Below are 17,864 nucleotides of genomic sequence, written 5' to 3'. Positions count from 1 at the left end.
ATTCGCGCATCGACCTGTTCGACCCGGCCAGTGCCGCGACCCCGCAGCGCCTGGCATTCAATGCCGCGCGCCAGGTGATCGAGAGCCGTGCCGAGGGTGACTCCCTGCGCCTGGATGCCGTGCTGCGTGACCGCTCCGGCCACGAGAAGAGCACGCCGCGCAGCCTTGCCAAGCTTGGCTACCTGCAGGGCGAGCAGCGTCGGGAATCCATCGACAAGGGCCATCGCGCCACGCTGCTGATCGCACTGCCGGGCAATCCGCAGGCAGCGGCCTGGGTCGAGAACCGTACGGGTGGCGGCTATGTCCTGAGCACGCTGACCGGCGCCGTGGATAGCAGTGATAGTGGCCGCGTGCTGCGACTGTTCCATACCGGAGCCGGCCTGGTGGCGCAGATTCGCCGCGACGGCGACGACTTCCTGCGCTACTGGTCGTGGCAGGCCGGCGCCTGGCAGCCAGCCATCGAGCGCGGCATCGCCGGCGATCTGGTCGGTGGCAGCGGCAACCTGCTGTTTATTCGCCATGGCCAACTGTTCTCCGGCTACGCCGTCAGCGCCCAGGGCTTCGCCGAGCTGGTCGGCCTGAGCCTGAGCGGCGAGATCCGCCAGACTCAGGTCGACGGCCAGCGACTGGCGGTACTGACCGATGCGGGCCTGGAGTTGCTGCAACTGGGCGTGGGCGAGGTGCCCGCACTGCAGTCCGTCGCCAGGCTGCCACTGGCCAATCGCAGCGGCTTCGCCCTGCAGGGCGAGCGCCTGCTCAGCTGGAGCGCGGCAGGTGCCGAGCAACGCAGCCTGACGAAGGGCACCGATGGTTGGGTGCTGGGAGATGCGCAGACCCTGGCCGTTGCAGGCTCCGTGAGTGACGCGCGCTTCGATGGTGAGCTCAGCTGGCTGCTGGTGAGCGAGACGCTGTACGGCAATGCCTGGCAGGCCTGGCGCAATGGTGAACGTCTGGGTGCGCTGGGTGGCACCTACGAGGCCATGGCCTTCGCTCCGGGCAAGCTGACATCGCTGCAGCGCCACGAGGGTCAGCAGGAGCTGGTGGTCGAGGCCCTGGCCGTGGCAGCACCGGCGACGCCCGATATGTCGAGTGTCATCGTCAAGCGCCTGCCCAATGGCGTCCTGGTGGGCGGCCTGTCGAATGCCGCCCAGGCCGCCCTCGGCCTGGCCGATGTCAGCTTCCGTGACGACAGCGGCAGCGTATTGCCGGCCCATGAACTCTGGTACCAGGGCGAGCTGGATGCCGCACTGGGCGAAAGCTTCCCCGCGGGACGTGCCTGGTTGCTTGCTGGCGCGCCGGCAGGCCTGCACCTGCGAGTGCAGGACCACGCTGCGGTTCGTGACCTGGAACTCGATGTTCCGGGCGCTACCGCCCAGGCCGCTACTCTTGCCCCGGCCAGCGCCTCGGTCATCAGTGCCGGTGCCCGCCTGCCGCTGGTGGCTGCGTTCCCGCCGGGCAGCATGGCCGATGGTGCCGATCTGCAGCGCAATGGTGGGTCGCTGCCGGCAGTGGCCACCGCCCAGCAGCTGTTCCACTGGATCGAGCTGCCGGAAAACGGTGAGGCGCGCTATCAGTGGCAGGATGCCGCGGGAGCACGCGAGCTGGCGCTCTACACCAAGCCCAACGAGCCGACGGCGACCCTGACCCTGAGCGGTGCCGGCAACAACCAGATCTTCGCGGAAGGCAGCGCCCTGTCGCTGGGCTATCAGGTCAGCGAAGCTCCGGCCTGGGTCGAAGTGGAGCTGCGCAGCTTCAATGGTCAGACCATGGCGCGCGTGTTCGCCAAGGGGCAACAGGGCCAGTTCAGCCTGCGCCTGCCGCAGGTGGCCGTTCAGGAAAGCCTGGTACTGCGTGCCCGTGCGTACTTCTCCGGCGACTACCATTACAGCGAGCAGCAACTGAACCTGCGTGTGGCGCCGCTACAGCAGATGCCGCAGCCAGTGCTCAGTGGCCTGCCCAGCCAGCTCTATGCCGGCAGCCAGGTGGAGCTTCGCCTCAGTGGTGTGGATCTGGCTCGCTATCGCGTGACCTTGGAGGCCCTGGATCAGGAAGGCCGACTGCTGGCCAGTGGCAGCGAAAGTGTTGGCCTGCGGCTGCCCGAAGGCCTCTCCGAGCTGCGCGTGCGGGCTCTGGTCAACGACGAGCTGGGCAATCGCCACGAGCAGCGCTGGAGCGCTCCGGTCATCGACGCGTGGCGCCTGCAGCCTGCTGCCGAGCGTCTGCCATTCGACACGATGCTGCCGAGCATTGGCGGCTACTGGTTCACTCGCGGTGCCGAACTGTTCGATGCCCAGGGGCCGCGCCTGCGTATGCCGGGTGAAGTGGCCGCCATGGATTATCTGCAGAGCTATCTGCTGTTGAGCGTGAAAGGCTTCGGCCTGACCCTGCTGGATCCGCAGGATGGGCTGCGCATTGCCGGCCAGGCGAACCTCGCGGCTCCGCTCAGCCATCTGGCGGTGCAAGGCGAAAGCGTGCTTGGTGCCAGCGGGCGAGACCTCTATTGGTTCGACGTCAAGGGCGCGCAGATCAAGCAGGACACCAGCAAGGCTATGAGCCTGGCCGATGACGTGCGTCAGCTGCGTGCCTATCGCGGCGGCTTCCTGGTGCTGACCGGCAAACAGTTGCTGCACCTATCGGCCACCGGCGCGACCCTGGCTCAGTTCCAGGGAGCTGAACTGCTGAGCTTCGTCGCCCAGGGTGAGGGCATCTACGTGGCTGCTGCCAACAATAGCCTGTGGCGCCTGAATGCCGAGCTCAAGGGCGATAGCACAGCTATGGCTGGCGGTGTGGAACGCATGTTCATGCTGCCCGGACAGATTCTGGGTGTGTCCAGAGACCGCGTGCAGCTGGTCGACCTGGCGAGCCGCCAGCGCATTGCTGCCTGGTCGCTATCCGGTGGCGGCTCTGCGAAGGCCCAGTGGTCCGCCGGCAAGCTCTGGCTGGGCGGCAGCAATGGTCTGGTTCTGCAGCCCCTGCGTGGCGGTGCCGGGATGCACAGCCTGTATGACAGCGCCTCTGCGGCACAGGCCACCTATGGCCTGGTTGAGGACTTGGTGCTGCAGGATGGCCAGCTGCTCCTGGCGGCCGACAACTTTGGTGCCCAGCTCCTGCGCCAGGATGGTGCCGGCAGCTGGCAATCGACGCTCTATCCGAGCCAGCCGTTCACCGAGGCCGCCAGCCGCGTCGTCGCTGGTGGAGCGTACTGGTTCGTGCTGCAGGACCTGCGCCAGCAGGTCGTGGCGCTGAATCGCAGCACCCTGACCACCAAGCTGGTGTTCCAGGCTCAGCCGGTGGCCGATCTGGCGGTAGGTGGTGGTTACCTGATCGCGGCCAGCGGCGGTAGCCTGCAACTGGCGAGCCTGGCTCAGCTGGATAGCAAGCGCACCATCAGTGTCAGCTCGGAGAGCCTGCTGCAGCTCGCCGCCTACGGTTCGCAGGTCGTGGCTATGGGTGAGAGTGGCCGGGTGTTCCTGGTGGACCTGCGCGAGGGTGCGTCGCGCCCGGTACAGGAACTGACCGCCCAGCTCGGCGGCGAAGTCGGCCAGTTGGTGTTCAACGGCGAGCAGCTCTTCTATCTCTCTGCGGGTAGCGTCTGGCGCTATGACCTGCACAGCCAGCAGCGCAGTCAGCTGCTGGCCGGTGCACAGGCCAACCAGGTCTACTGGGCTCTCGGCCTGCTGTGGGTCGAGCAGCGCGTGGGTCAGGGCCAAACCCTGGTCGCCGTGGATCCGCGCAGCGGCGAGCCGATTGCCGGCGCCAGTATGCCGCTGGCGAAACGCTCCACTGCCCTGGCTGCGGAGCAGAATCGCCTGGCGATCGGCTTCGGCACCGATGGCGTTAAGCTCTACGAGCTGCCCTATGGCCTCGGCAGCGTCGACGCGGCTCCTCTTGCCCCGCTGTCGGGCGCGCAGTTGCCGCAAGGCGGCCAACTGCAGCTGGAGCTGGCCGAAGCGGGCGTACAGCGCATGGACTTCGCCATCAACGGTCAGCGTGCCGGGGCACTGTCTCAGCCTCTGAACATGTCGGCCCTACGTCTGCCGGCCAGCCTGCCGCAAGGCCAGAGCTTCGGCCTCACCTTGCGCAGCGAAGACAGCTATGGCGTCGTGCGTGAGTCGCTCGCTCGCAACCTCTACCTGCAGGCCGGTGATGGCATCTCCAATGCCTTCACGGTCAGCCTCAGTTATCCGCAGCACTCCTGGATGCCGATGCCGCTGGCGGTGACCGCCCAGATCGATGGCAGCACCCAACCGATCGCCCAGGTGGAAGTACTGGTTGCGACCAGCGCAAGCGGGCCTTGGCAGCGAGTGGCGGTACGCAACGCCGAGCCATTCCAGGCCAACCTGCTGCTGGACGGCAGCTACAGCGGCCAATACATCAAGGCCCGCGCCGTGGATGTGTTCGGCAATCGTGCCGAGTCGCTGCCGGCGCGCTTCTATCGCCACCAGGACCTCAAGGCGCCGCAGGCAACCCTGGCCTACGAGGGTGTGGCGGTATTTACCGACGTGAAGAAGGCCGTCCGTGGCTACCCCTTCACGATCAAGGCGCAGATGAGCGATGAGGAAGGGGCGCTGGACAAGGCAACCTTGCTGCGCAATGGCCAGGTAGTCGCCGTGGCCTTCGGTCAGAGCCTGCTGAGCTATCAGGATACTGCCGCCACCCTGGGCGAGCAGGTCTACACCCTGGAGGTACTGGATCGCGCCGGCAATGCCAGCAACGCCGAGCTGCGCGTCACCGTGATCGACGATGCTTACCCCGCCGTCGAGTCGCTGACTGCGCCGGCCGAGATCGTCGAACAGGGTATTTTCTCCATTCAGTTGACTGCTGAAGACGATGTGGCGGTCAAGGGCGTCGATGTTGTCTGGAATGGCTTTACCGATCACTACGCCTTTGACGCCAAACGCCTGAATGCACACAGCTTCACTGTGAAGGACCGTCGGACTGAACGTGTGGCCAACACACTGACCGATTTGCTGCGCGTGAGGGTCACCGACAGCCGCGGCCAGGTCAGCGAGGCCCAGCCTAAGTCGGTTAAAGTCCTGCGCGACAAGCTGCCTACTGCCGGTGCCCTGCAGGTCACCCTGCCGGCCCGTGGTGTCTATGGTGGTCTGATCAACCTGCAGCTGGCCAACCTGACTGCCATCGATGACACCACCGGGCTACTGGTGCGGGTCCTGCAGGTTTCCGGTACGGAGCGTCAGGAGCTGTTCAGCTGCCTGCAGGAAAATTCCAGCCAGTTCCGTTGCGCCGGTGCTCTGTACAACAGCAGCTACAGTCGCGATCTGCGTCTGCCTAGTACGACGCAGGCCGGTGATCAGTATCGCCTGCAGGTCGAGATGGTCGACCGTATGGGCCAGGCTGTGACCCGGGACTTCGCCGTGGCCCTGAATCAGGCACCCAACCTGTTGCGCTTCCAGGGGCTGCAGGCCGGTGACAACCCGGATCAGGTTCGCGTTCAGGACAGCCCTCGCTACCGTGTGCAGGTGCTGGACGCCGCTTCGCGCCCGGTGCCCGAGCAGCAAGTGCAGTGGCGCCTGCGGCGCATGAGCGATGGTGCCGTCTTCACCCTGGGTACCATCCCTAGCGACGCGCAGGGCTACTCCACGTTGTTGTTCAGCCCGGATCGCAGCATTGGTGATTACCAGCTGTGGGCCGATCTGCCCCAGTTCACCCAGATAGTCCGTGCCGAGAAGAGCCTGGCGGTACTCAGCGGGCCGACGCGCAACCTGCTGCTCAGCTACTTGCCACCGATGGCCGCCGGAGATCAGGCGACACTGACGGTGCAGGCGCGCGACTTGGTGAACAATCTGGTCACCAATGACCAGACCTCGGTACTCGAATTGATCATGCCGGCAGCCGACTTCCATGTGCTGCCAGGTGCGGGCATTGGCATCCAGAGCATCAGTGCCAATGGCCAGACCGTGGAGCGGGTGCACGCCACACTGAAGGATGGCCGTGCCCAGCTCAGCCTGCAGGCCGGGCGGAAGGCCGGGCAATTCGCCATAGCTCTCAACAGTGCTGCCGGTAGCGCCTACTGCACGGCCAGCAATGGCGCTACCGGGACCTGCACGCAGATTGCTCTCAGCGTGCTGCCGGCTGCCGCTGCCCGGGTACAGCTGCTCAGCGATCTGGGTGTTGCCCAGGCTGAGGGAGACGTACTCCAGCGAGGCGTGAAGCAGGATGTACGCCTGCAGCTGGCGTTGCAGGACCGCTTCGGCAACCTGGTCAGCCAGCTGGCAGGTAAGCCGGCCAATGCTAGCCTGCAGGTCCGGGTCAGCGGTTCGGCGGCCATCAATGCTCAACCCGGTGCCGCCAGCGTGGCGCTGGTAAATGGCCAGGCATCGTTCGCCGTCAGCAACGAGGTCTACGAAGAGTCGGTGGTGAGCCTTTCCGGTCCGGTGGAGGGCTTGCCGCAGCTGGATCTGAGCAGTCAGTACCGCATCAACTTCACCCTGCAGCCTCCCGAGATTGTCCGCAGCATCATCGAGGCCCGTGACGGTACTGTGCTGCGCGCCTACTTCGAGTTCGACGAGGCCGTACAACTGGCCAGTGGCGAAGCGCTGAAGTTCTACGAGGGCAACACGCTGCGTGCCGGCACTACCAGCCTGAGCGCCGATGGCCGCACCCTGACCTTCGTGCCGCAGCAGGCGCTGGTGCTGGGACGTTGCTACCGCTTCGACACGACCGACTCCGGCCTGCGTGGCGTCGCGCGCAACGATGAGGTTCGCGAGCAGGGCGAGGCGCTTTGTGCACCGCATGCGCTGTTCAATGTGGCGGGGCCGGTGAAGCTGCTGGCGGGGCAGGTTTATGACGTACCCATGTCGATTGCCAGCACCAATGATTTCTACTGGCCAAACGTCGGTGGCGCTCAGGCCGAACTGGCTGGCCAGGTACAGGGCTTCAGCTGGTACTACAGCCCGGCACGTCGTGTCACGGTGCCCTCGTTCTATAGCCTGCCAAACAACCAGGTAGCCGATGGCGCCCTGTTGCCGCTGAACCTGCGCGGTGTCCTGCCGGGCTCGCCAGCCAAGCAGGTGGTGGTTGGCAACACCCTGCAACTGCAGATTTTCAACCCGCTGGGTGATTTCGATGGCGATGGGCTGAAGAACAAGCTGGAGCTGGAAACTGCAGGTCTCGATCCGGCTTCCCGTGACGCCAATGGCAATGGCGTCGAGGATGGCCTGGAAGACCTTGATGGTGACGGCCTCAACAACCTGCAGGAAGTCGAGAATGGGACTTTCTTGCTGGATACCGACTCGGACGACGACGGCCTGTCCGATGGCGCCGAAGTACTGACTCACGGCACCAAGCCGCTGATCAAGGATACCGATGGCGATGGATTGTCCGACGGTGACGAGGTGCGCAACGTGCCATCTTCTTCGCCATTGGAGCGTGATACCGATTTCGACAGCATTCCGGATGCGCTTGAGCTACAGGTAGGGTTGAACCCGCGCGATCCGGCCGATGGCGCGCTGGACAAGGATGGCGATGGGCTGAGCAATGCTCGCGAAGCACTGCTGGGTACTGCGCTGAACAACAGGCACAGCGATGCCGACCAGCTTGAGGATGGTGTCGAGGTTGATCAGCGCGGTACCAATCCGCTGAAGGCCGATACCGATGAAGATGGCCTGCTCGACCATGAAGACAGCGAGCCACTGAGCAAGGATGTACAGGCACCGAGCGTGCAGCTGGTCAAGCCGGCACCAGGCCAGCCACTGCTCAAGGGCCAGTACCTGACCATCACTCCGCAGCTGCAGGACAATGGACGGGTCACCAAGCTGGCGGTGCGTCTGAACGGTGCGCAGATCGCTCTGCTGACCAATGCGCCCTTCACTCATACGCTGACTCTGCCCACCACGGCCGACAGCCTGCGCCTGGAGCTGATTGCCACCGACACCAACAATAACCAAGGCACCAGCGGCGAGCACAGCTTCGCCCTGATCCAGGATCCGCGCACCACGGTGATCGGTCGCGTGCAGGACAGTGCCGGCGCGCCGGTGGCCAATGCCCAGGTCGAGGCCCTCGGCCTAACCGCCCGTAGCCAGGGTGACGGCAGCTTTGTGATTACCGGTGTTCCGGTGGCACCAGGTTCGGTGATGGTTATCGCCAATGGCGTATTGGGCAATCAGGTGGTGACGGCGACTTCTGCCGAGATTGCTCCCGAGTGGGGTGGTACTACCGACGTGGGTGTGATTGCCCTGCAGTCGCCGACCGTGCGAGTGGGCTATTACAACGTGCGGAGCAATAGCGCACCCGATTATCAGCGTTCGATCATCGAGACCGCCGGGTTTGAGGCGGTGCCGGTGACCAACCTGGCCACCTTCGATCTGTCGCTGGATATGCTGCTGATCGACAGCGCACGTGGATACGGCAACAGCCATCTCTACACAAACAATAGGGCCAGGGTTGAGGCTTGGGTTCGCGACGGTGGAGTGCTGATCTTCAATGAACATCACAGCTCGAGTAATACGCTGCTCGATATGCCAGGTAGCCCCGCCAGCAGCTCTGTCTGGACGGGCAACTATCAGCAGCAGGTACCGCTGACGCGCTGGTCGGCCATCAGTGAGGGACCGGGGGGCTCCTGGTGGTCGCATAGAACGCGTACGAGCTATGGGTACGCCTATCTGCCCATGGAGGGGCTGGCCGAGAGCTCGGTACCGCTCGTATACACCAATGCTCGTGCGGACAAGCGCATCACCGCGATCCGCTATCCCTACGGAACAGGGCACATTTATTTCGGCTATGCCCATTCGGATCCGTATCTGATCGGCAACAACAGCCCGCAGACCACGGTGTTCCAGCCCAACGTGCTAGCCATGATGCATGAGCTGACCCTCAAGGACAGTGACAGCGATGGCCTCAAGGACGCCCGCGAGTACGCCCATGGCACCAGTCCGTTCAATCCTGATCATGACGGCGACGGTCTGCTGGACGGCTTCGAGGTCAAATACGGCCTTGATCCCAAGGTTGCTGGAGAGCAGTTGCTGGACAGTGATGGCGACGGCCTGAGCAACCTGCGTGAGCAAGAGTTCGCTACCCATCCGGGCCAGCCGGACAGCGATGAAGATGGCTTGAGCGACGGCGCCGAGGTGAACCAGCACAACAGTGATCCGCTCAGCGAAGACACTGACTACGACCGCGTTCTGGATAAGGTCGAGATCGAGAAGGGCGCTGATCCACGCACTCCGCATAGCGACAGCGACGAGATCAGCGATTACGACGAGATCAATACCTACGGCACCCTCCCGGGCAACCCGGATACCGATGGCGACGGTCTGTCTGATTACATTGAGATCAAGGGGCCGTTCGAAGACATACTCGATCCGAAGAACCCTGCAGATGCCGGCCAGGACTATGACAACGATGGTCTGAGCAACAAGCAGGAGCTCCTGGAAACCCTGACCAATCCGAAAGTGCCGGACCATGATGGCGACGGCATCAAGGACGGTGACGAAGTGGCTGCCGGTCTGGATCCGCGTGATGCGGACTGGGACAACGACGGTCTGCTGGACGGCGAGGATAGCGAGCCCAAGGATCAGGATGTGCTGGCACCGCAAGTCAGTCTGTCCGCACCGCTGGCCGGGACCAGCCTGGTGCCCGGACAGCAGCTGCGTCTGCGTGCCCAGGCCAGCGATAACGGCCGCCTGGCTAGCGTCACCTTCCTGGTCAATGGCACGGAGGTCATGGCTGACACCGGTGCGCCTTATGAGCACGTGCTGAGTGTGCCGCAGGGCAGCGAGCTGCAGGTGGAGCTGATCGCCCGTGATACCAACCGCAACGAGGCCCGCTCGCAGGTCTACCGCTTCCCGATTGTGGCCGATGTTGCATCGCAAGTGACTGGTCGCGTGGTGAGTTCTGCTGGCCAGCCGCTGGCGGGTGCCGAGGTCGAGCTGGTTAGCGGGCATCAGGCTGTGCGTAAGCCGTTGAGCTATAGCTTCGATCAGAACACCTCCAGCTATCACGACGATTCGACCCGCCAGTTGATCGATGGCCAGCTGGGCACGGAAGGCTGGACTGCCAACCTTGGCCAGGGCGCCGGTTATGAATGGCTTGGCTGGACCGCGGCCCAGGTCAACATCGACTTCGACTTCGGTCAGCCGGTGGAAATCGGCGCCGTCAAGGTCGGCTCCAGCCAGGACCGCGTCGGGGCTGCAGGGCTGCCATCCATCGAGGTCTACCAGAAGGTGGGTAGCGACTGGATGTTGGCTGGCTCGTTGACTGTTCCGGCAGATAGCGCCAACAACCACGCCAGCTATACCTCGACCAAGCCGCATCGCATGCTGGACGTGACGGGGCTGCGTATTTCCTCACGCCATGTACGCGTGAAGCTGAAGCGCAATGGCAGCTGGATCATGGCCGATGAAATCAGCTTCAGCGATGGCAGCAGTAGCATCGCTGCCGCGAAGGCATCGACCGATGAACAGGGTCGCTTCAGTCTGGGCGTGAGCAATACCCTGCTCGATCCGCAGGTCAAGGCCAGTGCGCGTATCGAGACTCAGGCGGTCAGCGCTCTGAGCGAGATCTTCGAGCCGGTGCCGGGTGGCAGCGTCGATGTCGGCGATCTGGTGCTGGGTGCCCAGGGACGGCGCGCCATTGAGCCGGTCGAGAATCGCCATTGGGCGAGCTGGCAGCGCGGCACCAGTTTCAATGTGCTGCTCAATAACGCGCAGCGCTGGGATATCGACTCCTACGGGACGGTTTCTTCCGGCAACTCCACGGGCAGCGCGGGTGGCTATCAGAACTTCAGTGCCGGGCAGCGCCTGCTTGTTTCCTCGAACTATTACAGTCAGTCGAGCTATCGGCGCGACCTGGGGCAGCAGGGCGTTTCCCTGCCAGCGCAGACCATGGGTTCGGTACAGGTCAGCCGCAAGGTCTTTGCCCCCGCCGGCAAGTCTTATGCGCGCTTCCTGACCCGGATTGAGAACCCGACCGACCAGGCTGTACAGGTACCGGTGCAACTGGAGGGTTGGCTCTACAACTACAACTCCAATAGGCGCAATCAGATACTGACTTCCTCGGGGGACAGCGTTCTCAATACCTCCGACCGCTATGTGCTGACCGATGATGCCGATCCGGCCCAGGGCTACCAGGCTGCCGGTATCGCCTTTGGCGATCCGTCCGCGCCACTCAAGCCACTGGCGATGTCGCTCAGGGCCAGCGATGGTTATTACCAGGCGTCCTATATGGTCAATCTGCCGCCACGTGGACGCCAAGTGCTGGTGCACTACGCCGTGCAGCATCCGAATCGTGCCGAGGCTCTGCGGGCACTGGAAGAAGTCAGCGCACCGGACTTCGCCGAGCCTGGCCTGAGCATTGAGGAGCAGCGCGAGATCGCCAACTGGGTGACCCTGGCCGACAGCGATGGCGACGGCCTGGCCGATCTTGACGAAGTCGAGATGGGGCTCAAACCGGGCAACCCGGACAGTGACGCTGACGAGCTGCGGGACGGCTTCGAGGTGCGCTATGGCTTCGACCCGGCGCAGGACGAAGGGCTGACCTTGGCCGATAGCGACAGCGACGACCTGAACAATCTGGAAGAGCAGGATGCCGGTAGCCATCCACATGTGGCCGATAGCGATGGCGATGGCCTGCGTGATGGTGATGAAGTCAAACTGCACTCCTCCAGCCCGCTGACCAGTGATACCGATCTGGATCGCGTGCTGGATGCCGACGAGATCGCCCGTAACGCGCTGCCCAACAACCCGGACAGCGATGGCGATGGCCTCGACGACTACGCCGAGCTGTACACCCACGGCACCAATCCGCGCAAAGAGGATAGCGACGACGACGGCATGTTCGACTGGTTCGAGGCCAAGTACGGTCTGTTCAACAGCAGCCCCAGCGTGGACTCTGACAACGATGGCCTGACCCATCTGCAGGAGTTCCTGGCCGGCAGCTACCCGAACAACCCCGACAGCGACGGCGACGAGCTGCTCGATGGCTGGGAGGTATTGGGCGTTCCGTCGAGCGATCCGCTGCTGGCGGATGGAGACAAGGGCGGTCGTCGCGATATCAACGAGCGCTTTGTTGATGCTACCAATCCCAAGTCCATCGCCGACGACAAGGCCAATATCAATGGCTACCGCTCTGCCAACGATGAGAACGGCAGGACCTGGAGCTTCTATTACGATGGCTATGTGAATGGCACCACGGGCACGGCAGTCGATGGCAACGCTGCATTCCAGCTATATGTCAACGGCAGCTACTACGGGCACTGGTACAACCAGGCAGTCAGCAGCGCCAATGGCCGCGAATATCACTACGAGGCTCGCCGCATAGGTAATCTTGTGGTCAGCCGCCGTGTGCTGGTGCCGATGGTCGGCGGTGCTTATGTGCGTTATCTGGAGGTCCTGGATAACCCGACCAACCAGGAGCAGGTTGCCACTGTGCGTCTGCAGTCTCGTTATGCTGCTGCCAACGACAGCCAGGTAGCTGTGGCTACCAGCAGCGGTGATGCGCAACTGACCACCGCCGATGACTTTATCGCCCTGCGCGATACGGCTACCCCGACTCGTCCGGTACTGCTGCATGTCCTGGCCGGCAATGAGCAGCGCGGTGAGGGCACCAGTTTCGTCAATCGCAATGGTCGCTTGTGGCAGGCGGATTACCAGGTGCGCATCCCGGCCGGCGAGCGTCGGGTGGTCATGCACTTCGCTACCTTGGAGGGCTCCGTCGAGTCCGCGTTGGCCAGTGCCGACAAGTTGCGCCGCCTGCGCAATCAGGGGCTGGACAACATGGATGCCGGTCTGGCGAGCAAGGTGGTGAACTTCTTCGCCTTCTACGACCAGGACGAGGATGGTTTGAGCGACGCCGACGAGATCCGTCTGGGAACTGACGTCGATAACCCGGATAGCGATGGCGACAAGATCCCGGACGGTCGCGATGACGATCCGAAGTTGGCCGATGCCCATGCGCCAGTCGTGACCATTCAGCCGCTGGTGTCGGAACGCCGCTATGGCGGTGATCCGCTGGATATCCATGTGCAGGTCAACGATAACGGCATCGTCAAGCAGGTTGAGCTGCTCCAGGACGGCGAGCTGGTAGAGACCCGTATGCAGGGCGGGGCACAGACCTTCTCCATCGTCCTGCCCAATACGGCCAACACCCATGTGCAGGTGCGCGCGACCGACAGCAATGGAAATGTCGGTTACGCCGAACTGGACGTGCCGATCAACACGGTGCCGGAGCTGCACTTCCGTGGCATGGTGATAGATGAGCTCGGCAATCCGGTCGCAGGAGCGCTTGTCCAGGTGGATGGCGTCCAGGCGACCACCAATGCGCAGGGCCAGTATGAGCTGGTCGTTCTGAGCATCGAAACAGAGCTGGACGTCTTCGCCTCCGCGTTGTTCGGCGCTCAGCCGATGATTGCGCAGGCGCGGGTCAGCATCTCTCCGAACAGTGATGATGTGGCGGTGGCTCCGCTGCAGCTGAGCACTCAGAAACGCCGCGCCCGTGACCCGATTCCTGAGGGCGCGCTTACCTATGAGGGCAGCAGTGGCTTCAATTACGAGCTCTATGGCAATGGCTATCGTTGGGACATCACTTCACAAGGCTCGATTAGCGACGGCAGTAATGATGCCTATGACAATGGCCAGCTGCTGATCGTTAATGGGCAGGGCTTCCCTGGTGTCAGCTCCGGGCATTTGCGTCTCGCTGGCCGCGAGATGACCCTGCCGGCCCAGAGCATGGCTGGCGGGCTGCGAGTCAGTCGTAAGGTGTATGCACCGGCCGACCAGAGCTATGCGCGCTTCCTCGAGCTGATCGAGAACACTACCGACAGGGTCCTGACGGTTCCGGTCACCATATACGGCAACCTGGGTTCCGATGGCTCCACCCGCATCATCAACACCTCGAACGGCGATCGGCTGTTCACGGCAGAAGACACTTACCTGTTGAGCGATGACTCAAGCACGGGTAGTGGTGGCAGTGATCCCGCCATGGGGCATTTGTTTGCCAGCCGGATAGCCTCGGTCAAGCCCACCATGGCATCGCTCTCCGGCGACAACTACTCGGCGACCTTCAATCTGACTCTGTTGCCACGTAGCCGCCAGGTGCTGATGCATTTCGCCGTGCAGAACTACAGTCACGTGGAGACTCAGCGTGTCATAGATATGCTGAGCTCTGCTGATTTCGAAGAAGTGGGGCTGACACGAGAAGAGCGTGATCAGCTGGTCAATTGGAATGTCTTGTTCGATACCGACCGTGACGGTATGCCCGATGCTCAGGAGATTCCGCGTGGCCTGGATCACGAGAATCCGGACTCGGACAATGACGGCATGCTGGATGGCGTTGACCCCGAACCGAGCAGCCCGGACGAAGCGGCCCCACGCATCGAAATAGAGGTCCTGAGCGACTCGCGTTACGTCGGCGATGAAGTCGTGCTGCGTGCCCGCATCGAGGATGATGGGCTCGTCACCGGGGTTGAGTTCTGGCAGGACGGAGAGTTGCAGGAGTCCCGTGAGCAGGGTGGTGAGCAGGAGTTCTATCTGACTCTGCCGGATCGCGACAGTATTCAGATAGAAGTGCGCGCCGTTGATACAAATGGCAACGTTGGCAGCGAAGCCATGGATATAGATATCGAGCCTATGCCGATGAGCTCCATCGTCGGGCATGTGCGCAACGAGCTGGGGCTTCCGGTCGAAGGCGCCTATATCACCGTGCGTCCTGTGCAGGCCGAGCCGTCCTTCGCAGCTGTCTCTATCGAAGGTGAGGCATCCAGTGAGCAGCCGAGCGATACAGATATCCGTACCGATGCTGATGGCCGCTTCGAGATCGGAAACATCGACATTCGCAGCAACAACCACTGGATGGTCGAGGTACACCATCAGGTCTTGGATGTGGACGTCCAGGCACAGCGCGATATCTGGTTCGATAGACCTGGAGCCCAGGAAATAGGCGATATCACCCTGTCCATAGACGACAGCTACGTGCTCCCGCTGGGCGAGGCGCTGGGTGAACAGCTTCACGGCGATCTCGAGCTCGACCTGCCGGCTGAATTCTCGTCACTTGGCAGCAAGCTCTATGTGAGCCCGTCCGATCCAGGTGTTTATATCGAGGGCAAGATCAGCCTGTTCCCGCTCGAGGAGTTGTATAGCGCAGGTGATACAGCCTTCTTCCTCGATAAGCAGGAAGATCGCTGGATCCTGACCTGGCGTGGTTGGATGGGAGCTTATAGCCAGTTCGACGACAGGATCGATATGCAGGTGGTGCTGTATCGCGATGGCCGAGTCGAGTCCCGTTACTATCGAGTTGCCGATTACTGGTCGAACTCACCTCAAGTGCGTGTACGTGTTGATGGTGAGGATTGGAATGGTGACACGAGTATCGACCTGACGGAATTCGACGGCTACGAGATCCTGCCAGGCCATTGGATCAATGAGACATTTGAGGGCAAGCCGGACCTGCAGGGGTTGTCGGTCGGTTACCACCCGATCGACGGCGGCGGTTATCGCATCCAGGTTGCTCGTTTGCCTGGCCGCCTGGATTCCGATGGTGATGGCCTGTCCGATGCCAACGAGACGCTGCTTGGTACTTCCGTCGAGAACGAGGATACGGATGGCGATCTGCTGTGGGATGGCTTCGAGTTCTACGGTGGCTTCGACCCGCTTACAGCAGAGCCAGATATTGCCCATGCGGACACCGATGAGGATGGTCTGAGTAACCTTGAAGAGCAGCAGTATGGAACCGAGCCGAAAAGCTGGGATACCGATGACGATGGTCTGTCTGATGGCAGTGAGGTGCGGGAGCATGGCTCCGATCCGAACAAGGCGGATGCCGACAGGGATGGTCTGAACGATGGCGAAGAGGTAGAGCACGGAACGGATTGGAACAAGGCGGATACGGATGGTGATGGGTTGTCGGACTACGACGAGATATATTCCCACGGCACCAATCCCATCGAGCCAGATAGCGATGGCGATGAGATGTCCGACGGCTTCGAAGTCGAGCATGGTCTGCAGGAGTCCGCTGCCGATGGCGATGAGGATGACGACGGCCTGACCAACCTGGAAGAGTTCCACGCCAAAACCAATCCGCATCGGCGTGATACCGACAGCGATGTCCTGCCGGACAAGTACGAGTTGCAGGTGCTGGGCACCGACGCCAATCGTTTCGATTCGGACAGGTCTGGCCGGGGCGATGGTGAAGAACTGTTTGTCGATGGAACGGATCCACTGCTGAAGGGCGATGACCATGAGCAGCTGTCCGACGACTGGTCCGCTGAAGTGCAGATGGAGTCGGGCCTGCGGGTCGTGATCGGGCGGGACGGCCGACTGGCCATGCGTGATGGCGTCGAGGGCGGAACCGTTCTCCTGGAGCGTGGGCTCAGGCTGGATGGCTATCGCTTCAATGGCGAAGATGAGGCCCCCGCCAGCGGCGGAAGGGGGCTCTCTGCCTCCTCGGCGGACGAGCGCACCTGGCGTACGCCGTTGAAAGAGATCGAGCCTGGCCTGCTGGTCAGCCGCGAGTTCTATGTGCCAGCGCAGGGCCGTGGATATATCCGCGTACTGGAGAAGTTCTTCAATATCGGTAGTTCTGAGGTCGAGGTGGCTCCGTCCTTCAGCTCTTCGGCGCTCATGCCTTCCGGGTACTTGCTGGAGAGTTCCGATGGAAATGACAGTCTCGGCGCGGAGGATGTCTGGTTCCGCGTGAAGGAAGATCCTGAAGAGCCGCTCGACGAGCGCCTGAGTCTCGTCCATGTATTCGCCGATCAGGCCGGTCGCCAGGTGGTTGACAGCGAGCGCGTCTTCGCCGAAGGCAACTATTGGGAAATGGCGTACCGATTCGCCGTACCGGCCAACGAGCATCGGGTAGTGCTGCACTTCCTGGCACCCGAAAACAGTGCAGGGCGTACCGATACCCAGCAGGTACTCAGCGCTCTGGGAGAGGATGTCCTGCAGGGCATTTCGCAGACCGATCGGGACCGCATCGTCAACTTCTCGCCCTGTGCCGATAGCGACCTGGACCAGCTCTGCAACGATATGGAAACACAATTGGGAACGAACCCGGCCCTGTCCGATACGGATGGAGACCGCTTTGTCGACGAGCTGGAAGTTCGCCTGGGCAGCGACCCGCGCAATCCGCAATCCGTGCCGGAGTTCGATATCTACATGCTGAAGGGCGGAGACTCTCAGCAGTTGATCAGGCAGTCCGGCTTTGGCGGCAGCCCGGTCGAGCTGGCAGCGCTGGGCGCGGGCTACAGCGCGCTGGACTTCAATGGCAATGGCCAGCTCTGGTTGGCGACGACCCGGTCTGCGGAAGGGCCTGGAATGTTCTGGCAGCTGGATAGGCAGAGCTTCCAGCTGCTCGAGAACTCCTTCAATACCACGTTCGGTGACCCGCTCCTGGACATCGCCTCTGGTGTGCCGTCATTCAGCCTCCACCTGAGCGAGATAAGCGCGGGTGAAGCGGAGGAAGGTGCTGCGGAGGACGAGCAGATCCTGAGCCTGGGATACAGCGACTACTGGGGATATGGAAGGGAGTTCGACGTGCTGGCGGAAACAGGGTGCGGTGTGGGCCTTGCTGCCTGGGATGGCCAGCCATTGATTCTCAACGACTGCAAGTTGATGCGCTACAGCTCCTTCACGAAAGGAGAGCCGCTGGACAAGGTGCAGCTGAACTTCGCCGGCAACTTTGCCGAGCAGCCCCGGATTCTGGCGCTGGATGACATGCCATGGGCCAACGGCCTGGCCGCGGTGGTGGAAGATACCCGTGATGGTGTGACCAATCGTCACCTCGGCTTCATTCGCATGGATACCGGTGAAGTGCTCCGTATAGGCCCTGCGGATGCCGATGCCACAGGCATCGCGGTTAAATTCAAGGACTTCGAGAACGAACCCAAGTGGCCGCAGAGAGTGATGCCTAATTGA

At 62.5% G+C, this 17,864-nt stretch carries 1 protein-coding gene (running past one end of the window); it reads left to right on the top strand.

Features of this window, described 5'->3' with window-relative positions:
* Positions 1-17,864 carry the 3' end of an Ig-like domain-containing protein gene (locus OH686_RS11565; RefSeq protein WP_289532712.1) on the top strand. 24,916 nt of this gene lie to the left of the window's left edge, so only the last 17,864 of its 42,780 coding nucleotides appear in the window; its start codon lies off the left edge, out of view; the stop codon is at positions 17,862-17,864.

The organism is Pseudomonas sp. SO81 (assembly GCF_030374125.1).
Classification (GTDB): Bacteria; Pseudomonadota; Gammaproteobacteria; order Pseudomonadales; family Pseudomonadaceae; genus Aquipseudomonas.
This window is presented reverse-complemented; position numbering and strand designations above follow the sequence as displayed.